Here is a 19,670-nt window from a genome sequence, read left to right on the forward strand (position 1 = left end):
ATGCGCCACTCTTTCGCGTGTGGCGGGCATCGTTGCGACCAATCCGTTACCCGTGGCGGGCGCGGTGCTTGGCCAATCTGTCTGTCCAGACGTCAACAAATCGAGTGACGTCGTCTAATGTGTTTTCAGGGCCCAAAGACACCCTTATCGCGCTTGCAGCGTCAGTCTCACTATACCCCATGGCTTGCAAGACCCCGCTTGCCTTGACCTTACCGCTGGAACAGGCCGAACCCGCAGAAACGGCAATCCCCGCAAGATCCAAGCCCATGACCTGACGTTCCCCCGTCCATCCCGGCGTGAGAAGGCAAGACGTGTTGGGCAAACGCTTCTGGTTATTTCCGACCAAAATAGTCTCCTTTGACGCAGCCTCAACCCCGTTTTCTAGAATAATTCTAAGTTTTTCGATACGGTCCCAAACTCCGTTCTCCAGATCCCGCATTGCAGCCACGATCGCAGCACCCATTCCCGCAATACCGATGATGTTTTCCGTGCCGGACCTGCGCCCCATCTCTTGGCCGCCACCGGTGATTTGTGCAGCGACATCCGTCCCTTGCGGGAAAACCAAGGCGCCAACACCTTTGGGACCTCCAAACTTATGGGCCGATAAGAACACCATACCTATGCCAGACCAAGAGAATGCAAACGGTAAGCGCCCTACCCCTTGCGTAATATCAGACACAGCCAGTCCTTTGGGCAGGTCTTGAACCACACCCGTCTCCGAATTGGCCCATTGCAGGACACTGGATTCGGGATTCGCAACCGTCACACGGCCTGAACTATCAACGGGCAAGTCCGTTTCAATCCACCCCTTAAGCGCGTCATGCTCGACCTCTGCCCCATGCAGCCCACGCCCCTTACAGGCCAGCGCCGCAGCTTCGGTAGAACCGGACACAAAAACCACGTCCGCACCCGACGCACCGATTGCGTCAGCAACTTGCCCCCGAGCACGTTCCACTAGCGCCTTGGCCGCGCGCCCTTCGGCATGCACGGAACTCGGGTTACCAACCAAATCCATGGCGGCAATCATCGCGTCGCGCGCTTCACTGCGCACTGGCGTGGTCGCATTGTGGTCCAGATAAATACGGCCCATCATGCCGTCTCCCTGAGATCGGCAATTTGATCTCGCAGATCAGCAGCCACATCGGCCCGCAACAAATAATACGACGCCGGAACGATCACGTGTTTCATTTCTTCACCCACGGCCCGCATCACCTGAAGCAGAATGCGACCGGGAACCTGTGCATACCCCGGAAAACGAATGGTCATCCTGTTGCGAATCCGACCAAGCCACGATTGCTCTGCATTCCAGCCACCGACCGCTTCATGTGATGCACGGGCCAAAAACACATGCAGTTCACCAAGGTTCATTCCAGCAAGGGCCACACCCTCTATCCTGGCGCGCCGATGGGCGACACGCTCACTGGTCGAGCTCCATGTTGATAAGTCCTTAACCGGCGCATTCCCATCTGGGGCAATCACCGCATCGAGTTCTTGCAACCGAATAAGGGCTTTGATCTCGGTCATTCATCGACCACTTCGAACAAGTTGGGAACCGCGGGACAAGGCGCCAATCCGTTCTCAACAACATCGCTAAGCCGTGTCTGATGCAGGAACACGTAGACATGGGCGCTTAGTCCCTCCCACAAACGGTTGGTCATACTTTGCGCGCGTGATCCTGATGCTCCACCAGAGGCACCCGCCCCTTGATGCATAGCACTCACGGTCTCATCAACTGCCCCGAGAATATCAACCGCACGGATTTCCGATGCAGGCTTGGCCAAACGGTACCCACCACCCGGCCCACGCACACTTTCGACCAGCCCCGCACGACGCAGCTTCACGAACAACTGCTCAAGATAGGGCAAAGACACATCTTGCCGTTTCGACAATTCCCCAAGACTGACCAGCGTGTCAGCGGGCTGAAGCGCGATATCTGTCAAAGCGACCATCGCGTAGCGGCCTTTTGTACTTAATTTCATAGCTTTCGCCCCCACTTCGGGTCGCGCAGGCGTTGACGTAGCCCCAGCACCCTATTAACTCAGTCAGACAACGCAGCCTCTAGGGCGTGCGATTTAGAATCTTTCTAAGGTGGTCGAGGGTTTTCGTCAAGAATGCCAATGACTCCAACGAAACCGAATTAGTAATGAACGGACTCCTATGCCCGAAGTCATCTTCCCTGGCCCAGAAGGCCGCCTCGAAGGCCGCTACCACCCACAAAAAGAACGCGACGCACCGATCGCCATCGTGCTTCACCCGCATCCGCAGTTCGGCGGAACGATGAACAACAAGGTCGTCTACAACCTGCACTACGCGTTTTACAACATGGGCTTTACCGTTTTGCGGTTTAACTTCCGTGGTGTTGGTCGCTCGCAAGGTGAATATGATCAAGGCGTTGGTGAATTGTCTGATGCGGCATCCGCATTGGATTACCTCCAGTCCATGAACAACAATTCCAAGCACTGCTGGGTCGCTGGGTTCAGTTTTGGTGCGTGGATCGGGATGCAGTTGTTGATGCGTCGCCCAGAGATCACAGGTTTCATCTCTGTGTCTCCGCCTGCGAACATGTATGACTTCAGCTTCCTTGCTCCTTGCCCATCTTCTGGTCTGATCATCAACGGCGCGGCGGACCGTGTGGCACCTCCTGCGGATACTGTGAACCTCGTGAATAAACTGCACGAACAAAAGGGTATCACCATTACGCACGACGAAGTCCCCGGTGCAGGCCATTTCTTTGAAGATCCGCACATGGATCCGATGATTGAAACGGTCCAAGGTTACGTGAAACAACGCCTGACAGAGAATACCCGCTGATGTCTGACACCGTAACCAAACTGGCGGCCAAGCTTGCCGAAGATGTTGTCGAAGTCCAAGATGCGACAGGCGAGAGCCGTTTGTTCATCGAACTTGGCGCAGTCATCGGTTCAGCGTCGCAAACCCTTGAAGAAGCGTTCATGACCGAAGTGCGTATCCGCTTGGCCGAGCGCGTGGCTCGCAAGTATCTAGACAACAAAATTGCCGAGCTTTCGGCAAAAGCGACGAGCCAGACCTAGCACCCGAGACATGCAAACAGCTGACCTTGTTCTTATCCCGCTTCTTGATAGCCAACATGCATTGGCCCAGATTGCGCGGGTAGAGAACGGGTTGGCGTTGCTGTTCTTTACGGATCAGGTTGCCACGCCCCGCAGCAAACCCCATGCGATTGCGGGTGAGGACGTGATTGCGGCGCTTTGCATTCCGGTCGCCGATTTGCCCTCCGACATCTGGCCCATTATCGGATATGAGGCCGTGCCGCGTATTGCGCCCTATCACGACACAGCTCTCGACCGATTGGACATCGTTGACGCAACGCACATCGAAGCCTTTGTGAACGCCGTACAGGGGCTTTACCCGTGGGACGGTTTTCCTGATCCTGACTACTTCACGCTGATGCTGCGTGATGAAAACACGCTCCCGGTTCGTGCCCGCATGACGGCTGATTTCCCAAAACCCGAAAGCCCCTAAATGCAGGATCGCATCGCAGCGCAACTCGACTTCTTGATTGAGGCCGACAAGCTAAAATCCGTAACCCGTGCTAACGTGCTAGCCGACGGTTCGCGCATGGAAAACACCGCTGAACACTCATGGCATGTTTGCCTCTGGGCGCTGATCTTTGCGGATCAATCAGGCGGCGCAAACATTCCACGCGTTATCCAGATGTTGCTGCTGCATGACCTGATCGAGATTGATGCTGGCGATCATCCGATCCACTTACCCCATAATGCCGATGACGTCCGCAAAGCCGAAACCGCTGCCGCTGATCGGCTCTATGCCCTGCTGCCAGATGATCAGGCCATCGCCTACCGTTTGCTTTGGGATGAATTTGAAGCTGGTAAGACTACAGATGCACATTACGCGCGGATGATCGACAAAGCCGCGCCCATGTTTCTTGAGCTTTCAAACCCCGGCCTTGGCCCGACGGAACGCGATATTTTACACGCCATCCAAGACACGGGGCGTTTTGCTGATCTGAAAAACGACTGGCCAGACGCGTACCACCACGCCTCTAACCTTCTGAACAAACGAAGCCTTATGCCGCTTGAGCCCTTTGCATCGCGGCTGCGGTTTGTGATGGAAGCGGATCAGCTTAAGTCGGTACTGCGTGGAACAACACTTTGCGATGGCTCACGGCACGAAAACTCTGGCGAGCATAGCTGGCACATCATGCTTTGGGCGATGACGCTCGACGAACACAGCCACGCCCCCGTCCAATTGGATGTAGTATTGATGATGTTGCTGTTGCATGACCTCGTTGAGATCGACGCAGGCGACAACCCGATCCACGGAGACTATGATGTCGCCGCTGTCGAGGCACAGGAACAATTGGCTGCAGACAGGCTGTTCGGCATGTTGCCACCCACGCAGCGGGATCAGTGCCGCGCTGTTTGGGAAGAATTCGAAGCCGCAAACAGCACAGATGCCATTTTCGCCAAGTCTTTGGACCGCGCTCAACCGCTTGTGTGTAACTTGGAATCCGGCGGCGGGTCTTGGCGGGACTACAACGTCACGCGCGAGCAATTGGAAACCCGCGTTGCAGTTAAAGTGAAGCGTGGCGCCCCCGCGGTTTGGGACGCCATTGCCCCCCGTATTGATGCTTGGTTTTCCGCCAACACCTAAGAAAGGCATGGGATTGGGTGACAGTTTCCAGTAATTCCCCTTGCCAAATTGGGCCACCGGCAAGACTGTATTAACAAAGGTCGCATAGCCGCGGTCTTAGCGTCATGCTCCACATCGTTATTTATGTATACAATTGCATACAGGCCTTTTCACCAGCGCTAACACGCGCTATCCAGTTACCAAATTCGCACCAGTATTAGGATATCCCCCATGGATAAGATCAAAGTAGCCAATCCAATCGTTGAGATGGACGGCGACGAAATGACTCGCATCATCTGGAAGTTCATCAAAGATAAGCTGATCCTGCCCTATCTCGATCTTGATCTGCTGTATTACGATCTTGGAATGGAAAGCCGCGATGCAACGGATGACCAGATCACCATCGATGCTGCAGAAAAAACAAAAGAAGTCGGCGTCGCTGTCAAATGTGCCACGATCACGCCTGACGAAGGCCGCGTCGAAGAGTTTGGCCTTAAGAAGATGTGGAAATCACCGAACGGGACGATCCGCAACATTCTTGGCGGCACGATCTTCCGCGAACCTATCATCTGTTCCAACGTACCACGCCTTGTTCCCGGTTGGACCCAGCCGATTGTGATTGGCCGTCACGCTTATGGCGATCAGTACAAGGCCACGGACATGAAATTCCCTGGACCAGGTAAGCTGACCATGAAATTCGTCGGTGAAGACGGCACCGTCGTTGAAGAAGACGTCTTTGATGCACCGTCCTCAGGTGTCTACATGGCGATGTACAACCTTGATAAGTCTATCGAAGATTTCGCCCGTGCGTCGTTTGAATATGGCCTTAAACGCAATTTCCCAGTCTATCTGTCGACCAAAAATACGATCCTGAAACAGTATGACGGCCAGTTCATGCTCACGTTCCAGCGCATCTATGACGAAGAATACAAAACCCAGTTCGAAGACGCTGGTCTTTGGTACGAACACCGCTTGATTGACGACATGGTTGCATCCGCCATGAAATGGTCCGGTGGCTATGTTTGGGCCTGTAAAAACTATGATGGTGACGTTCAGTCTGACACCGTTGCGCAGGGTTTTGGTTCACTTGGTTTGATGACATCCCAGTTGATGACACCAGACGGCAAGATCGTTGAATCCGAAGCGGCACACGGTACCGTAACTCGCCACTACCGCCAGCACCAAAAGGGCGAAGCAACCTCAACCAACTCAATCGCGTCTATCTTTGCGTGGACAGGTGGCCTGCGTCACCGTGCGAAACTCGACGGTAATGACGCGTTGATGAACTTTGCAGAAACGCTGGAAAAGGTCATCGTGGATACAGTCGAATCTGGCTCCATGACCAAAGACTTGGCGCTGCTGGTTGGTCCAAACCAATCTTGGCTGACCACTGAAGGGTTCCTTGAAAAAATTGATGAGAACCTGCAGGCCGCCCTCGCGGCATAAGGCGACACAGATTGATGAAATTTTGGGCTACCCGCTTGGGTAGCCCATTTTTTATGGCCAACCGCATTCAAGAAACTTGAAAGGTCAGCATTACTGCCATAACATTCCTGTATGGCAACCCAAACAGCAGTTCCTCACCACACGACACTCGACGATGCACAGGGCCTCGCGCTTGGAGTGTTCCTGTCCAGCCTTGGCGTGCATGTTCTGGCGCATCTTGGGCTGGTCACGGGCCAAACTGCGGGTCTCGCTGTGTTGTTCGCCTACGCGACGGGTCTGTCGTTTGGTGCTGCTTTCTTTTTGGTCAACTTGCCCTTTTACGTGATTGCGTACCGAAGGCTAGGCGCTTCTTTTACAATAAAATCAATTACCTGCGTTACGTCTCTTTCGATTATTGTGGAAATGCTGCCGCAGATTTTTCCGTTGGGACCCATTCATCCCGCTATGGGCGCCGTGACCTTTGGCGCTCTCACGGGGCTCGGGCTTTTGGCAGTGTTTCGCCACAACGGCAGCTTGGGCGGCGTTGGGGTTTTGGCGCTTCTCGCGCAGGATCACTGGGGGCTCAAAGCGGGATATGTACAACTGGCAACAGACGCCGCGATCTTTGCTATCGCATGGTTAATCTTCCCCACATCGATCATTGTCTGGTCTCTTTTGGGCGCAGTCGTCCTTAACCTCGTTATCCTTCTCAACCATCGCCGCGATCGCTACATCGCGATCTAACTCACTATCGGCCTTCTTTTTGATAGACAGCCCGAAATCGGACCGATACCCAATTTTCATGGCAAACACTCAAAACATCCCACCAAAGAATCGCCCGCGTAGGCACACCCTTCTTGAAGACGTTCAAGGCTTGGTAACCGGTACGGGCATGGCCGCGACGGGCCTTGTGATCCTGACCCATCTAGGGTTAGTGACAGGACAGACTGCTGGACTTGCAATGCTTCTGTCTTATGTGACGGGCTATTCGTTTGCGCTGACGTTCTTTCTGGTGAACCTTCCGTTTTATTGGCTTGGTTACAAAAGAATTGGGCCGCGATTTGTTGTCAAAACACTGATCTCTGTGATTCTTGTTTCTGTCTTTTCCATATATTTTCCTATGCTTATGACATTCGAGACGCTCAATCCGTTCTATGGCGTGGCCCTATTCGGCGTGCTGACGGGGGCTGGGTTGCTTGCGATTTTCCGTCATGGCGCCTCATTAGGCGGCGTCGGCATTCTGGCGCTGTATATTCAAGAAAGCACAGGCTTTCGCGCGGGGTATACGCAACTGCTGTTTGATGCCTGCATCTTTGGCGCAGCCTTCTTTATCCTAGAACCAAACGCCGTCCTGCTATCGATGCTTGGCGCGTTTATCGTCAATATGATCATTACGTTTAACCACCGCAAAGACTGGTATGTCGCCACTTAAAGGATGCTCCAATGCCTACGCATTTCATCACGCTCTTCGTCGCAGTCATCTTTGAAACCATCGGCACAACCGCCTTACAAGCCAGCCAACAGTTCACAAAATTCGGCCCCTCCGTGGTCGTGGTCATATCCTATGCACTGGCGTTTTACCTTTTGGCCCTCACGCTCAAGCATATGCCTGTCGGCATCATGTACGCGATCTGGTCCGGATCGGGCATTGTGCTTATTGCCCTGATTGGTTGGGTGGTATTCCGCCAAACACTGGACCTGCCCGCCATCCTCGGAATGGGGATGATCCTGTGCGGCATCCTTGTCATTCAGCTGTTCTCAAAAACGGCAGTTCACTAACAGCGCACATTACCCCTTTGCCTTTTGGTGCAAGGCACGGTATGGCCCGCGCAACCACGAATTATGTCTTATCGCTTCGCTACTTGAGGTCGTGTTCAACGTCCCAGAGCGCCTTTACTTAAGGACTACCAATGGAACTGCGTAACATCGCCATCATCGCCCACGTTGACCACGGCAAAACGACCCTTGTGGACGAACTGCTCAAGCAATCGGGCACCTACCGTGAAAACCAAGCGACAACAGAACGCGCTATGGATTCCAATGACTTGGAACGTGAGCGCGGCATCACAATTTTCGCCAAACCAACATCGGTTGAATGGAAAGGCACACGCATCAACATCGTTGATACACCGGGCCACGCCGATTTTGGCGGCGAAGTTGAACGTATTCTGTCCATGGTTGACGGTGTTGTTCTGCTGGTAGACGCGGCCGAAGGCCCGATGCCACAAACAAAGTTCGTAACGTCCAAAGCGTTGAAATTGGGCCTGCGCCCGATTGTTGTTGTAAACAAAGTCGACAAGCCAGACGGCGAACCTGACCGCGCATTGGACGAATGTTTCGACCTCTTTGCTTCGCTGGACGCCACCGACGAACAACTCGATTTCCCATCCATGTACGCCTCTGGCCGTTCAGGCTGGGCCGATCACGAGTTGGACGGCAAGCGCGACGGTCTGGACGCCTTGTTCGATCTAATCATCGATCACGTCCCTGCCCCTGCGCAAGTTACAGAACAAGACAAACCGTTCACCATGCTGGCCACGACACTTGGCGGTGACCCGTTCTTGGGTCGCCTGCTGACTGGTCGCGTTGAAACTGGTACCTTGCAAGCAGGTCAGTCCATCAAAGCAATGTCGCGCGACGGCACATTGATCGAAAACTTCCGCTGCACCAAGATTCTCGCATTCCGCGGGCTTGAGCAGACAGCAATCGACACCGCCGAAGCTGGTGACATCGTTTCCATCGCAGGCATGACCAAAGCGACTGTTGCGGACACATTGGCAGACACGTCTGTGGACGAAGCGATCCCAGCACAACCAATCGATCCACCAACCATTACAGTGACCTTCGGTATCAACGATTCCCCTCTTGCGGGTCGTGACGGCAAAAAGGTTCAGTCTCGCGTAATTCGCGAGCGCCTGATGAAAGAAGCCGAGTCCAACGTTGCGATCAAAATCACCGACACACCGGGCGGTGACGCATTTGAAGTTGCTGGTCGTGGCGAACTTCAAATGGGTGTTTTGATTGAAAACATGCGCCGTGAAGGTTTCGAGCTTTCGATCTCCCGCCCTCAGGTGCTGTTCCAAGAAATCGATGGCGTCCGTATGGAACCAATCGAAGAAGCAACAATCGACGTGGATGACGAATACTCTGGCGCAGTTATCGAAAAGATCACAGGTGCGCGCAAAGGCGAGTTGGTCGAGATGAAGCCAGCAGGTGCAGGCAAAACCCGCATTATCGCCCACGTCCCATCCCGTGGCCTGATTGGCTATCACGGCGAATTCCTGACAGACACACGCGGTACAGGTGTTATCAACCGCGTGTTCCACGACTGGGCACCGCACAAAGGTAAGATCCCAGGCCGCCGCGCTGGTGTTCTGATTTCCATGGAAAACGGTACGTCCGTTGCATTCGCCCTTTGGAACCTTGAAGATCGCGGTAAGATGATGATCGGCGCTCAGGCTGACGTTTACACAGGCATGATCATTGGTGAGCACAGCCGTGAGAACGACCTCGAAGTGAACCCGCTGAAAGGTAAGAAACTGACCAACGTGCGCGCATCCGGTACGGATGAAGCCGTGCGTTTGACGACACCTATGACATTGTCATTGGAAGAAGCGATTGCTTACATCGATGATGATGAACTGGTTGAAGTTACGCCAAACGCGATCCGCTTGCGTAAGCGTTACCTTGACCCGCATGAGCGCAAGCGCCACGCGAAGAAAGACTAATAAGTCTATGGTTTAAAACAAAAGGCCCCGCTAAATCAGCGGGGCCTTTTGCGTTTCTAGTATGGGTTGGCTTAGCCTAGAACGGCCTCTGCCGCAGCAATCGCAGCATCTGCATTCGCTGCATCCTTACCGCCACCTTGTGCCATGTCAGGGCGACCACCGCCGCCTTTTCCGCCAAGTTCCGCAACAGCGGCCCGCACAAGATCAACCGCGCTGACTTTATCAGTCAGATCCGCAGTGACACCTGCTGCAACTGCAGCTTTGCCATCTGCGTCTGCGATCAACAGCACGATGCCGCTTTCCATCGCCGTTTTCATCTCGTCAATCATTGCTGGCAGGTCCTTACCAGTGACGCCCTGAACAACCTGAGCTTTGAACGACATACCATTGATATCTTTCGGCTTTGCGCCTTCTTCTTTGGCCCCGCCACCCATAGCGACCTCGCGGCGCAGTTGCGCCACTTCGTTGGCCAAGGCTTTGCGTTCATCCATCAATGCTTTCACCCGATCTGGCACATCGCCAGCGGGAGATTTCAACAGGCTCGCCGTAGCGGCCAAACGTTGGTCCTGTTCTTGCAGGTAATCCAATGCCGCCTGTCCTGTCAGTGCTTCGATCCGGCGCACACCAGCAGACGACGCGCTGTCGCCAAGCGTCACGAACGCACCAATGTCACCTGTTTGGCGTACATGTGTACCGCCACACAATTCAAGCGACCAAGTTTTGCCATCAGTCCCTTTGCCGGTATCGGCACGGCCCATGGACACAACGCGCACTTCATCGCCGTATTTCTCACCGAATAACGCCTGAGCGCCAATCGCGCGGGCGTCGTCTGGCGTCATGATGCGGGTATCGACCGGTGAATTCTGGCGGATCATCGCGTTGACCTGATGTTCGACTGTTCGTAGGTCTTCCAGTGACAGACCATCGTTGTGGCTGAAATCAAACCGCAAACGGTCCGGTGCGTTCAACGAGCCCTTCTGCGCCACGTGATCGCCCAATCGTTCGCGCAATGCCTCATGAAGCAAGTGCGTGGCAGAGTGATTGGCGCGGATCGCAGAACGACGCGTATGATCGACCACCAATTCAGTGCCTTGGCCTTGCGTTAGTGTGCCTTCGGTTACTTTAGCCATATGAAGGAACAAGCCAGCAACTTTCTTGGTATCGGTGATCTTGGCCGTACCTGTATCTGTCTTCGCGATGCCTTCATCACCCACCTGACCGCCGCTTTCAGCGTAGAATGGGGATTGGTTGAAAATCAATGTGACGCTATCGCCTTTGCTGGCGCTACCCACAGCATCAGACCCAGCAACGATTGCCAAAAGCTGCCCTTCGGCTGCTTCTGTTTCATAGCCAAGGAATTCGGTTGGGCCGTTCTTGTCGGCAAGGTCAAACCAGATCGCGGCATCGGCAGCTGCGCCTGTTCCAGACCACGCTGCACGGGCTTTGTCCTTTTGGGCCTGCATCGCGGCATCAAAGCCATCCGTATCCACGCCGTGACCCTTTTCGCGCAAGGCATCTTGGGTCAGATCAAGCGGGAAGCCATACGTGTCGTAGAGCTTGAAAGCCGTTTCACCTGGAAGATCAGCGCCCTCCGGCACGTCAACCAAAGCGGTATCGAGCAGCTTTAAGCCACGATCCAGCGTTGTTTTGAAACGGATTTCCTCGTTCAAGAGCGTGTCTTCGATCAGCGTTTGACCTTGACCAAGTTCCGGATACGCGGCGCCCATTTGTTGGACCAAAGCCGACACCAACTTATGCATTACGGGGTCTTGTGCGCCCAACAGGTGCGCATGACGCATGGCGCGACGCATGATGCGACGCAGCACGTAACCACGGCCCTCATTGGATGGCAAAACGCCTTCTGCAATCAGGAAGGACGTTGAGCGCAGATGGTCTGCGATAACACGGTGGTGCACATTCTGATCCCCGAACGGGTCGGTGCTGGTCGCATGTGCGGATGCTTCGATCAGCGCCTTGAACAGGTCGGTTTCGTAGTTGTCGTGACCGCCTTGCAGCAAGGCCGCGATCCGTTCCAGCCCCATTCCTGTGTCGATGGACTGCATGTCCAGCGGCTTCATTGTGCCGTCTTCGAACTGTTCGTTCTGCATGAAAACGACATTCCAGATTTCGATAAAGCGATCGCCATCTTCGTCAGCCGATCCCGGAGGGCCGCCCCAGATATGATCACCGTGATCATAGAAAATCTCAGTACAGGGACCGCACGGTCCAGTTGGGCCCATGCGCCAGAAATTATCATCCGTGGCGATGCGAATGATCCGGTCCTCTGGCACGCCGATTTTCTTCCACATATCAAATGCTTCGTCATCGGTGTGATAAACGGTCGTCAGCAGCTTCGACTTATCGATGCCGAAGTCCTTGGTCAGCAGGTCCCATGCGAACGGGATCGCCTCGGTTTTGAAGTAATCGCCAAAACTGAAGTTTCCGAGCATCTCAAAGAACGTATGGTGACGTGCTGTATAGCCAACATTGTCGAGGTCATTGTGCTTCCCACCGGCACGCACACATTTTTGGCTGGTGGTCGCGCGCTGATAGTCGCCGGATTCCATGCCAGTAAAGCGGTTCTTGAACTGAACCATTCCCGAATTGGTAAACATCAAAGTCGGGTCATTGCGCGGCACAAGCGGGCTTGAGGCCACGACCTCGTGTCCCTGACGTTTGAAGTAATCAAGGAAGGTCGAACGGATGTCTGACAAGCTGGTCATGGCGCGGGCTTTCAAGCGAAGTTAATGGTTCGGCCAGAGATAGCCCTCCCTATGGCGCAAGTCCACAGGGCCCGCGAGGCAGCATCAAAGAAAAGGGGCGCAAGGTTTCCCATGCGCCCCATCAGAACCGGTGTCGGTCTACTTAATCTTCTAAAAGCGCGTCTTCGTCGCCATTTGGCATGTCTTCGGATCCGTCGAAATCCAACCCGTGTGCCGCGCGGATTTTATCTTCGATTTCGATCGCGAAATGTTCGTTCTCTCTTAGGAAGTTCTTGGCGTTCTCGCGGCCCTGCCCGATACGTTCATCCCCGTAGGAGAACCATGAGCCTGACTTCTCAACGATACCTGCCTTAACACCCATATCGATAAGCTCACCCATCTTCGAGATGCCTTCGCCATACATGATGTCAAATTCAACCTGCTTGAACGGCGGCGCGACCTTGTTCTTAACGATTTTGACTTTGGTTGCGTTGCCAACGACCTCATCGCGATCCTTGATGGCGCCTGTCCGGCGAATATCCAAGCGGACGGATGAATAGAATTTCAGCGCATTGCCGCCAGTTGTAGTTTCTGGAGACCCAAACATCACGCCGATCTTCATGCGGATTTGGTTGATGAAAATAACCGTACACTTGGTGCGGCTGATAGACCCCGTAAGCTTACGCATCGCTTGGGACATCAGACGAGCATGAACACCAACGGAGTGGTCGCCCATGTCGCCTTCGAGTTCCGATTTCGGTGTAAGAGCCGCCACGGAGTCGACGATAACCATGGAAACAGCGCCAGACCGCACAAGCGTGTCCACGATCTCAAGCGCCTGTTCGCCTGTGTCAGGCTGGGAAATCAACAACTCGTCGAGGTTCACGCCAAGTTTCTTTGCGTATTGAGGGTCCAGCGCGTGTTCCGCGTCAACAAAGGCGCAAACGCCGCCTTTTTTCTGTTCTTCAGCGACGCAGTGCAGCGTCAGCGTAGTCTTACCAGAGCTTTCAGGACCGTAGATTTCTACGATACGGCCTTTGGGAATACCGCCGATGCCAAGCGCAATATCAAGACCCAAAGACCCTGTCGAAGTTGATTCAATCTCTTGCACAGCATTGCCGCCCAACGTCATGATGGAGCCCTTACCGAACTGACGTTCGATTTGTGCCAATGCGGAATCAAGCGCCTTTTGCTTGTCTGCGGATTTCTTATCGGTCATTTTTAAAAGCTCTGCCGTTGCCATGATTTTGATCCTTATCCCACGCCCACCTGAGGGCCGCAATTGATTGCTTCGTTCACCTCTTGTTCTCACCCGTATGAGACCAAAAGTAGAACATTTCAACTAAAATCGTACCTATCTTAGCTTTCGCGTGAAGAAGTTAAGGAGTAGTTTACAGGTAACGACCCCTTCGGAGTTTCACTTAGATGCTTGTATTTGCAAAAGAAAAGCTGGTTTTTCTGGCCTTACCCAAGACAGGAACGACCGCTTTGGAAAGTGTTCTAGAACCACAAGCCGCGATGGTGATGCGCAAGGCTCCGAATCTAAAACACACTCCAGGGTATCGATATGACAAATATCTAAAGACCTATCTTGAGAAATGCGGGCTAAAGAATCTGCAAACCGTTTGCGTCGTGCGCCACCCCGTTGACTGGCTTGGCAGTTGGTATCGGTACCGCGCACGCCCCGCGAAAGACGGCAGTTCCAACAGTACCAAAGACATAAGCTTTGAGGCGTTTGTCGCTGAATTTGCGGCCGATGATCCTGCTGAGTGGGCACGCGTCGGGCATCCACCACGTTTCATTCGCGACAACAACGGGCGCGTTGTGGTTGATCATTTGTTTCAGTACGAACAGATGGATCTGCTGGTGGATTTCCTTGAGGGCCGACTAAAGACAACGATCACCCTGCCCCAGCGCAATGTCTCTCCGCCCAACGACATGACGTTGAGTGCTGCTACAACCGCGCGGCTTGAGGCCAAGCACGCGCAGATGTTTGAAGATTGGGAAAACGCGCGCCGTTAGTAGTTGCGCGTACCGTCATCTGACGACACGCGCGGCACGAGGGCACGCACAAGGGCCGTCATGTCCAGCGTTCCGACCGTTTCGTCACCATCTTTGACGACATAAGCGTGGGATGTATCCCCGCCGGACCGCGCAATCATACTTTCCAGCGTGTCATCGACATCCACGTCACCGTGGGCGTCATCTGGCACTGCCCCATCGCTGAGAGGCGTCATGACAGATCGCACCCTCAACACCCGCGCGCGGTTAATGTCGCTAACGAAGTCTTCGATGTAGGGATCGTTGGGGTTCAGCAGGATGTGTTGTGGTTCACCCTGCTGAACAACATAACCGTCCTTCAGGATCACAAGGTGGTCCGCCAGCTTTAGCGCCTCGTCCAGATCGTGGGTGATAAAGATGATCGTCTTGTGCAGTTCCTTTTGCAATTCAAGCAACAAGTCCTGCATGTCGGTGCGGATCAGCGGATCAAGGGCTGAGAACGCTTCGTCCATCAACATAATATCCGTGTTGGCAGTTAGCGCACGGGCAATTCCGACACGTTGTTGCATGCCGCCTGACAACTGAGCCGGATAATGGTTTTCAAACCCCGCAAGGCCCACACGGTCCAGCCACTTGGTGGCTTCACGGTTGCACACCTCGGCATCTTCGCCGCGCACAGACAAAGGCATCCCTGCGTTTTGCAGCACGGTTTTATGCGGCAAGAGTGCGAACTTCTGAAACACCATCGACATCTTTTGCTGGCGTACCTCACGCAGGCCTGTTTCAGATAGCTGCATGACGTCTTCGCCTTGGACGATAATCTCACCAGCTGTAGGTTCGATCAATCGGTTCAAGTGACGAATGAGTGTCGATTTGCCGGACCCTGACAGACCCATCACGACGGTGATTTCACCCGCCTGCATATCAACATTGATGTCATTCAAGCCCAGTACATGTTTGTGCTCAGCAAGAAGTTCTTCTTTACCCATGCCGTTTTTCACATGATCCATGACGGACGCGCCGTCTTGACCGAAGATTTTGTAAACCCCTCGAAGGCTGACCATTGGTTCTGTCATGACGTCAGCTCCTTAGTGTTTGACGTGAGTCATATCGACCCGCGAGAGTGCAGCTTTGGACACACGATCAAGGATCACAGCCAAAAGAACGATGCCAATACCGGCAACGATCCCGACACCCAGTTCAAGGTTTCGAATACCGCGCAACACGTTGACGCCAAGTCCTGGGGCCGACACCAGCGAGGCAATAACGACCATCGCCAGGCTCATCATGATGGTTTGGTTCACCCCTGCCATGATATTGGGCAAAGCCAAGGGCAGTTGAACACGCATCAGTTTTTGTTTGGAATTCATACCGAACGCATCCGCTGCCTCGATCACGTCTTGATCAACCAGCCGAATACCAAGGTCCGTCAGGCGGATCACTGGCACGATGGCATACAGGATAATTGCAATCCCGTAGAGCTTGGATTCCGTCACCGAGAACAAGAAGATCAGCGGGATCAGGTAAACAAAGGTCGGTAAGGTCTGCAAAAGATCGAGCACAGGGACAGTAAACTTTTGTAATCGATCGGATTTGGACATAGCGATGCCTATGGGCACCCCAAGCAGAACCGATATCGTCGTACAGACAAAGATGATGGATAGCGTCTGCATCGCAACATCATAGTGATCCACCAGCCCTAGCAACATGATCGCCACGAAGACAAAGATCGTCACAGGTTTGGATCGCGACGCATACCAAGAAATGCCGACCAACACTGGGATCATGATGAACCATGGGGTCGCTTCAAACAGCCACAGCGCACCGTCCAGCATCCAGCTGAGTGGTTGGGTCAGCGGGTCCAGTACAGATTTTAGAGCAGGTTTGGCGGCCAGAAAGCCGTCCTCGATACCTTTTGTGACATCGCGCGATTGAAGGATCGCGCTGCAACTTTCGTTCAGGTTATCAAGCGAGGGAAATGGGAAGAACGGGCCAGATGCCGCGTCTCCACTGGCTTGCGCCATCAAATCCGCCATTGATAACGGCGCGCCTTCTCCGGCCACACCGCACCAATTGCTCAGACCTAAGGTCTCGAATAATTTATCGTAAAACGCCATGCTGTCCCCGTCCCCTGGATAAAGCAAAACCCCCCGCCGATTTTTCGACGGGGGGCTCTTAGTAATTTAGTCTAGCAGAGCAGACAGACGCTCTTTGGCCGCGTCGTCCAGCCAGTCAGCCCAAACATCTTTGTAGTTGGTCAGGAAGTAGACCGCAGCCTCATCGTAGGACGCGTTATTGTCCAAGCGCCATGCGAGAACTTCACCCATCTGTTCGTTGGTGAAGGAAACGTTTGCCATCAATGCAGCCGCTTCTGGCTCACGATCGGGGAAACCGTTCGCAACAGCTGTAACAACTTTGGATGCCGGATACGCAGAGAACACAGGGCTCGCGCAGTCTGGATCGCCGTTACATGTGTGGCCTTCTTCGTCGTAGGCAGGCACTTCGACGGCAACCATTGGGTATTTGCCCAGCACCGCTGTCGGCGCCCAGTAGTAACCGAACCATGGTGCTTCTTCGTCGAATGCAGCCGCGATGGATGTCTGCAGCGTCTCACCCGAACCGTGCTGGAAACGCTCGATGCCAGCTTCCTCTGCGCCAGCGGCGATCAGGTTGTTGTTGTTGATGATGTCGCAAGCCCAGCCCGACGGGCAATCGTGGAACTTACCACCAACGAGGTCAGGGTTAGCGATGATGCCTTCCCATGTTGTCAGCTCTGGGTTGGATTCAGCAAGGTATGCAGGGATCCACCATGCTTCGACGCCGCCGTCGGACAGAACGTCTGCCAGTTCGATCAGCTTCCCTTCTTCCAACAGGCCTTCATAGGCTGGTGTGGAGTTCGCCCAAACTTCGGTCAGAATGTCAGGCTCGCCTGTTTCAGTGATCGATGTGATCGCTGTCACTGTAGAGGACGGGATCTTTTGAACGTCACAGCCGTAGCCTTGCTGAAGCAAGAATGCGGAAACGGCAGTTACAACAGCGGACGATGCCCAATCCATTTCTGTAATCGTGACTTCACCGCACTCTGCATAGGCAGCAGAGCTGGACGTCATGAGGGCGGCAACGGCCGCGCCTTTGAGAAGGTTTGTCTTGAGTGTCATAGATCGTCTCCTAGTTGAACGTATTGTTTTTCTTGATCGTTTTTGTCTAGCAGCGTTCATAACATGGGAATTCAGCGGGCGCGACCCTTTCTTCCGAGAGCGATTGATTGCCAAAGAAACATCCCTCATATAGCTTTATTGCCTGCAACAGGACGCACTATGAAACTTACCAGTTACACCAACTACGCCCTGCGCGCGCTTCAGCTCGCGGCGATTAAATCCCCTAATCTTGTGCGTGTGGATGACGTTGCTACGATCCATTCTCTTTCTCGGCCTCATATCACAAAGATCGTCCATGAACTTGGCAAGTCTGGCTATCTTGAAACGGTCAGGGGGCGTGGCGGCGGGTTTCGGTTGGCGCGGGCGCCAACCGAAATCGTCGTCGGTGATGTTGTGCGGATCACCGAAGGCCCGCTTGACGTGGTCGAATGTTTTAATCCTGAGAAAAACACCTGTGTCTTAAGGGGTGTTTGTATTTTGTCGCGCAAATTACAAGAGGCTACCGCCGCATTCATGGCCGTCTTGGATGATCTTACGATTGCGGATATTTCCGCTAACAAGGGGCAGTTGCTTGATCGGATAGCCCCGCTTGAAACACCGGATCAAAAGGTTGCTCAATAATGGATGCTCAAACGGATTGGGTGGAACGCTTCCCTGGCTTATCGCGGCTGGAACCGTCCGTAAAACAGCTCTTAACGAACCGCAGTGTGATCATCGACGTACCCGAAGGCGTAACCTTGTTCGGGCCCAAGAACTCACCCGAGAACATGTTGTTTCTTTTAGATGGCACGGTTCGGGTACAACAGGTGTCCGAAACGGGGCATGAAATCGTCCTATACCGCATTCAAGCAGGTCAAAGCTGCGTTCTGACGACGGCTTGCCTTTTGGCTTATGAAGATTACGCAGCGGACGGCATTACAGAGACCCCTGTTCAAGCAGCAGCCGTTCCGCGCGATGTCTTTGATGATCTTGTGGCGCAATCAAAGTCATTTAGGGATTTTGTGTTCGCGGCCTTTTCTAAACGCATCACCGATCTGTTCCGCATGATCGACGAGGTTGCATTTCAACGGATCGATGTTCGTCTAGCCGACAGGTTGCTTAGCCTTGCCGGAAGCGACGACGTGGTAAAAACGACCCACCAAAAACTATCCGTCGAACTTGGCACTGCGCGTGAAGTCGTGTCGCGCCAGTTGCAAGAATTTCATCGTCGAGGCTGGATCGATCAAGCACGCGGCAGTGTTACCCTATTGGATGTGGACCAACTAAAACGCTTGGCCAAACATAACATTTAAAGTTTTTTGTACGCTTGGTGACAATATCACCGTTGCCAGAAGCGACTCCTGCTATTCAGAATCAAACATCTGTAGGAGAATACAAAATGACCGCAAATATTGGCACGATTGATCGTGTATTCCGCTTCGTCCTAGGCGTTGTCTTGGTCTTGGCCCCATTCGTAAGTGGGATGGCCCTTTTTGCATCCACACCCGCGACTGTCATCTCAGTGATTGTTGGCATCGTGATGCTTGCAACGGCTTCCATGCGGTTTTGCCCGCTGTACCGCATCTTCGGCATTCGGACGTGCCAGCGATGATTGAAACTGCATTCACACCTTTTCAATCCCTTGGTGGCGGTGTCCTGATTGGCCTTGCGTCAGTTCTGCTGATGGCAACCGTCGGGCGCATCATGGGCGCAACCGGTATTCTTGCGGGATTCATGCAGCCCTCCAGTATGTCCGATTGGTCTTGGCGCGCGGCGCTTCTGGCTGGAATGGTCAGCGGCCCTCTTGCTGTGATGCTGGTTACCGGCAGCATGCCTGCGGTTCAGGTGCCCGTTTCGACGCTCATGCTTGTTGTTGGAGGCTTTCTTGTCGGCATCGGCGTGACGTTCGGGGCTGGCTGTACGTCTGGTCACGGCGTCTGCGGCATGGCGCGGCTTTCGCCCCGCTCAATCGCAGCGACCATCACCTTTATGATTACGACTGCGATCACCGTCTATGTGATCCGTCACGTCCTAGGAGCATAACC

At 53.8% G+C, this 19,670-nt stretch carries 22 protein-coding genes; 14 read left to right on the top strand and 8 right to left on the bottom strand.

All coding sequences use genetic code 11. The annotated features are described in order from the left end of the window. Positions 1-46: 46 nt before the first annotated feature. From L0666_RS03775 to iscR, 3 genes are read right to left on the bottom strand one after another with little or no spacing between them, the layout of a single operon-like run. Complete coding sequence (locus L0666_RS03775) at positions 47-1,090, bottom strand: cysteine desulfurase family protein (RefSeq protein ID WP_235259553.1); 1,044 nt, start codon at positions 1,088-1,090, stop codon at positions 47-49. Continuing rightward, on the bottom strand, positions 1,090-1,524 hold the full coding sequence (locus L0666_RS03780; RefSeq protein ID WP_235258828.1) for a hypothetical protein: 435 nt from the start codon (positions 1,522-1,524) through the stop codon (positions 1,090-1,092). The genes L0666_RS03775 and L0666_RS03780 overlap by 1 nt, the downstream gene beginning before the upstream one ends. Next, positions 1,521-1,979: a Fe-S cluster assembly transcriptional regulator IscR gene (iscR, locus tag L0666_RS03785; RefSeq protein WP_235258836.1), complete on the bottom strand. Its 459-nt coding sequence runs from the start codon at positions 1,977-1,979 to the stop codon at positions 1,521-1,523. Before iscR ends, L0666_RS03780 begins: the two co-directional genes overlap by 4 nt. 178 nt (positions 1,980-2,157) lie before the next feature. On the opposite strand from iscR, the gene L0666_RS03790 reads away from it, so the two are divergent. The 9 genes from L0666_RS03790 (at position 2,158) to typA (ending at position 9,785) form a co-directional block, all read left to right on the top strand. After that, positions 2,158-2,811 carry an alpha/beta hydrolase gene (locus L0666_RS03790; protein WP_235258838.1) on the top strand — a complete coding sequence of 218 codons (654 nt, stop codon included), beginning with the start codon at positions 2,158-2,160 and terminating at the stop codon, positions 2,809-2,811. Then, positions 2,811-3,050: a hypothetical protein gene (locus L0666_RS03795; RefSeq protein ID WP_235258840.1), complete on the top strand. Its 240-nt coding sequence runs from the start codon at positions 2,811-2,813 to the stop codon at positions 3,048-3,050. The genes L0666_RS03790 and L0666_RS03795 overlap by 1 nt, the downstream gene beginning before the upstream one ends. Positions 3,051-3,060: 10 nt before the next feature. After that, positions 3,061-3,501 (top strand): hypothetical protein, encoded by a 441-nt coding sequence (locus L0666_RS03800; RefSeq protein WP_235258842.1) that lies wholly within the window; start codon positions 3,061-3,063, stop codon positions 3,499-3,501. Continuing rightward, complete coding sequence (locus tag L0666_RS03805) at positions 3,502-4,653, top strand: HD domain-containing protein (protein WP_235258844.1); 1,152 nt, start codon at positions 3,502-3,504, stop codon at positions 4,651-4,653. It begins immediately after the preceding gene. Between the two features lie 210 nt (positions 4,654-4,863). Continuing rightward, positions 4,864-6,078 (top strand): NADP-dependent isocitrate dehydrogenase, encoded by a 1,215-nt coding sequence (locus tag L0666_RS03810; protein WP_235258846.1) that lies wholly within the window; start codon positions 4,864-4,866, stop codon positions 6,076-6,078. 111 nt (positions 6,079-6,189) lie between these two features. Then, on the top strand, positions 6,190-6,801 hold the full coding sequence (locus tag L0666_RS03815) for a YitT family protein (RefSeq protein ID WP_235258848.1): 612 nt from the start codon (positions 6,190-6,192) through the stop codon (positions 6,799-6,801). Positions 6,802-6,859: 58 nt separating this feature from the next. Next, entirely contained in the window at positions 6,860-7,489 is a 630-nt protein-coding gene (locus L0666_RS03820; RefSeq protein WP_235258850.1) for a YitT family protein, read from the top strand. Between the two features lie 11 nt (positions 7,490-7,500). Beyond that, positions 7,501-7,836, top strand: a complete 336-nt coding sequence (locus L0666_RS03825; RefSeq protein ID WP_235258859.1) for an SMR family transporter — start codon at positions 7,501-7,503, stop codon at positions 7,834-7,836. Between the two features lie 131 nt (positions 7,837-7,967). Beyond that, the gene (typA, locus tag L0666_RS03830) at positions 7,968-9,785 is read left to right on the top strand and encodes a translational GTPase TypA (RefSeq protein WP_235258868.1); all 1,818 of its coding nucleotides are present in this window, start codon (positions 7,968-7,970) and stop codon (positions 9,783-9,785) included. A gap of 71 nt (positions 9,786-9,856) precedes the next feature. Here the strand turns inward: typA and alaS are convergent, their stop codons facing one another. Both alaS and recA read right to left on the bottom strand, forming a co-directional pair. Beyond that, the gene (alaS, locus tag L0666_RS03835; protein WP_235258870.1) at positions 9,857-12,508 is read right to left on the bottom strand and encodes an alanine--tRNA ligase; all 2,652 of its coding nucleotides are present in this window, start codon (positions 12,506-12,508) and stop codon (positions 9,857-9,859) included. A gap of 142 nt (positions 12,509-12,650) precedes the next feature. Continuing rightward, on the bottom strand, positions 12,651-13,730 hold the full coding sequence (gene recA / locus L0666_RS03840) for a recombinase RecA (protein WP_272492153.1): 1,080 nt from the start codon (positions 13,728-13,730) through the stop codon (positions 12,651-12,653). A 182-nt stretch (positions 13,731-13,912) separates the two neighbouring features. Here recA and L0666_RS03845 point away from each other — a divergent pair, with 182 nt between their 5' ends. After that, positions 13,913-14,509: a sulfotransferase family protein gene (locus tag L0666_RS03845; RefSeq protein WP_235258883.1), complete on the top strand. Its 597-nt coding sequence runs from the start codon at positions 13,913-13,915 to the stop codon at positions 14,507-14,509. Here the strand turns inward: L0666_RS03845 and L0666_RS03850 are convergent. From L0666_RS03850 to L0666_RS03860, 3 genes are all read right to left on the bottom strand, one after another. Then, complete coding sequence (locus tag L0666_RS03850) at positions 14,506-15,564, bottom strand: quaternary amine ABC transporter ATP-binding protein (protein ID WP_235258885.1); 1,059 nt, start codon at positions 15,562-15,564, stop codon at positions 14,506-14,508. The two genes, L0666_RS03845 and L0666_RS03850, sit on opposite strands and share 4 nt — an antisense overlap. Before the next feature lie 12 nt (positions 15,565-15,576). Beyond that, a complete protein-coding gene (locus L0666_RS03855) occupies positions 15,577-16,605 on the bottom strand; it encodes an ABC transporter permease (protein WP_235258887.1) in 1,029 nt (342 codons plus the stop codon). A gap of 66 nt (positions 16,606-16,671) precedes the next feature. Then, positions 16,672-17,646, bottom strand: coding sequence for an ABC transporter substrate-binding protein (locus tag L0666_RS03860; protein WP_235258889.1), 975 nt, complete (start codon positions 17,644-17,646; stop codon positions 16,672-16,674). A gap of 159 nt (positions 17,647-17,805) precedes the next feature. Between L0666_RS03860 and L0666_RS03865 the strand changes: the two genes are divergently transcribed. The 4 genes from L0666_RS03865 to L0666_RS03880 all read left to right on the top strand — a co-directional run bounded on the left by L0666_RS03865 (position 17,806) and on the right by L0666_RS03880 (position 19,668). Beyond that, positions 17,806-18,267, top strand: a complete 462-nt coding sequence (locus L0666_RS03865) for an RrF2 family transcriptional regulator (protein WP_235258891.1) — start codon at positions 17,806-17,808, stop codon at positions 18,265-18,267. After that, positions 18,267-18,938 (top strand): Crp/Fnr family transcriptional regulator, encoded by a 672-nt coding sequence (locus L0666_RS03870; protein ID WP_235258893.1) that lies wholly within the window; start codon positions 18,267-18,269, stop codon positions 18,936-18,938. Before L0666_RS03865 ends, L0666_RS03870 begins: the two co-directional genes overlap by 1 nt. A gap of 86 nt (positions 18,939-19,024) precedes the next feature. Continuing rightward, positions 19,025-19,237 (top strand): YgaP family membrane protein, encoded by a 213-nt coding sequence (locus L0666_RS03875; protein WP_235258895.1) that lies wholly within the window; start codon positions 19,025-19,027, stop codon positions 19,235-19,237. Further along, complete coding sequence (locus L0666_RS03880) at positions 19,234-19,668, top strand: YeeE/YedE family protein (protein ID WP_235258904.1); 435 nt, start codon at positions 19,234-19,236, stop codon at positions 19,666-19,668. Before L0666_RS03875 ends, L0666_RS03880 begins: the two co-directional genes overlap by 4 nt. The last annotated feature ends 2 nt before the right edge of the window (positions 19,669-19,670 follow it).

Source organism: Octadecabacter algicola (assembly GCF_021532625.1).
In the GTDB taxonomy this organism is placed as follows: Bacteria; Pseudomonadota; Alphaproteobacteria; order Rhodobacterales; family Rhodobacteraceae; genus Octadecabacter; species Octadecabacter algicola.

What these genes read in the sequence shown, in the direction of transcription:
- L0666_RS03775 (WP_235259553.1), bottom strand. Translation starts at nt 1,090, where the DNA reads ATGGGCCGTATTTATCTGGACCACAATGCGACCACGCCAGTGCGCAGT.
- L0666_RS03780 (WP_235258828.1), bottom strand. Translation starts at nt 1,524, where the DNA reads ATGACCGAGATCAAAGCCCTTATTCGGTTGCAAGAACTCGATGCGGTG.
- iscR (WP_235258836.1), bottom strand. Translation starts at nt 1,979, where the DNA reads ATGAAATTAAGTACAAAAGGCCGCTACGCGATGGTCGCTTTGACAGAT.
- L0666_RS03790 (WP_235258838.1), top strand. Translation starts at nt 2,158, where the DNA reads ATGCCCGAAGTCATCTTCCCTGGCCCAGAAGGCCGCCTCGAAGGCCGC.
- L0666_RS03795 (WP_235258840.1), top strand. Translation starts at nt 2,811, where the DNA reads ATGTCTGACACCGTAACCAAACTGGCGGCCAAGCTTGCCGAAGATGTT.
- L0666_RS03800 (WP_235258842.1), top strand. Translation starts at nt 3,061, where the DNA reads ATGCAAACAGCTGACCTTGTTCTTATCCCGCTTCTTGATAGCCAACAT.
- L0666_RS03805 (WP_235258844.1), top strand. Translation starts at nt 3,502, where the DNA reads ATGCAGGATCGCATCGCAGCGCAACTCGACTTCTTGATTGAGGCCGAC.
- L0666_RS03810 (WP_235258846.1), top strand. Translation starts at nt 4,864, where the DNA reads ATGGATAAGATCAAAGTAGCCAATCCAATCGTTGAGATGGACGGCGAC.
- L0666_RS03815 (WP_235258848.1), top strand. Translation starts at nt 6,190, where the DNA reads ATGGCAACCCAAACAGCAGTTCCTCACCACACGACACTCGACGATGCA.
- L0666_RS03820 (WP_235258850.1), top strand. Translation starts at nt 6,860, where the DNA reads ATGGCAAACACTCAAAACATCCCACCAAAGAATCGCCCGCGTAGGCAC.
- L0666_RS03825 (WP_235258859.1), top strand. Translation starts at nt 7,501, where the DNA reads ATGCCTACGCATTTCATCACGCTCTTCGTCGCAGTCATCTTTGAAACC.
- typA (WP_235258868.1), top strand. Translation starts at nt 7,968, where the DNA reads ATGGAACTGCGTAACATCGCCATCATCGCCCACGTTGACCACGGCAAA.
- alaS (WP_235258870.1), bottom strand. Translation starts at nt 12,508, where the DNA reads ATGACCAGCTTGTCAGACATCCGTTCGACCTTCCTTGATTACTTCAAA.
- recA (WP_272492153.1), bottom strand. Translation starts at nt 13,730, where the DNA reads ATGGCAACGGCAGAGCTTTTAAAAATGACCGATAAGAAATCCGCAGAC.
- L0666_RS03845 (WP_235258883.1), top strand. Translation starts at nt 13,913, where the DNA reads ATGCTTGTATTTGCAAAAGAAAAGCTGGTTTTTCTGGCCTTACCCAAG.
- L0666_RS03850 (WP_235258885.1), bottom strand. Translation starts at nt 15,564, where the DNA reads ATGACAGAACCAATGGTCAGCCTTCGAGGGGTTTACAAAATCTTCGGT.
- L0666_RS03855 (WP_235258887.1), bottom strand. Translation starts at nt 16,605, where the DNA reads ATGGCGTTTTACGATAAATTATTCGAGACCTTAGGTCTGAGCAATTGG.
- L0666_RS03860 (WP_235258889.1), bottom strand. Translation starts at nt 17,646, where the DNA reads ATGACACTCAAGACAAACCTTCTCAAAGGCGCGGCCGTTGCCGCCCTC.
- L0666_RS03865 (WP_235258891.1), top strand. Translation starts at nt 17,806, where the DNA reads ATGAAACTTACCAGTTACACCAACTACGCCCTGCGCGCGCTTCAGCTC.
- L0666_RS03870 (WP_235258893.1), top strand. Translation starts at nt 18,267, where the DNA reads ATGGATGCTCAAACGGATTGGGTGGAACGCTTCCCTGGCTTATCGCGG.
- L0666_RS03875 (WP_235258895.1), top strand. Translation starts at nt 19,025, where the DNA reads ATGACCGCAAATATTGGCACGATTGATCGTGTATTCCGCTTCGTCCTA.
- L0666_RS03880 (WP_235258904.1), top strand. Translation starts at nt 19,234, where the DNA reads ATGATTGAAACTGCATTCACACCTTTTCAATCCCTTGGTGGCGGTGTC.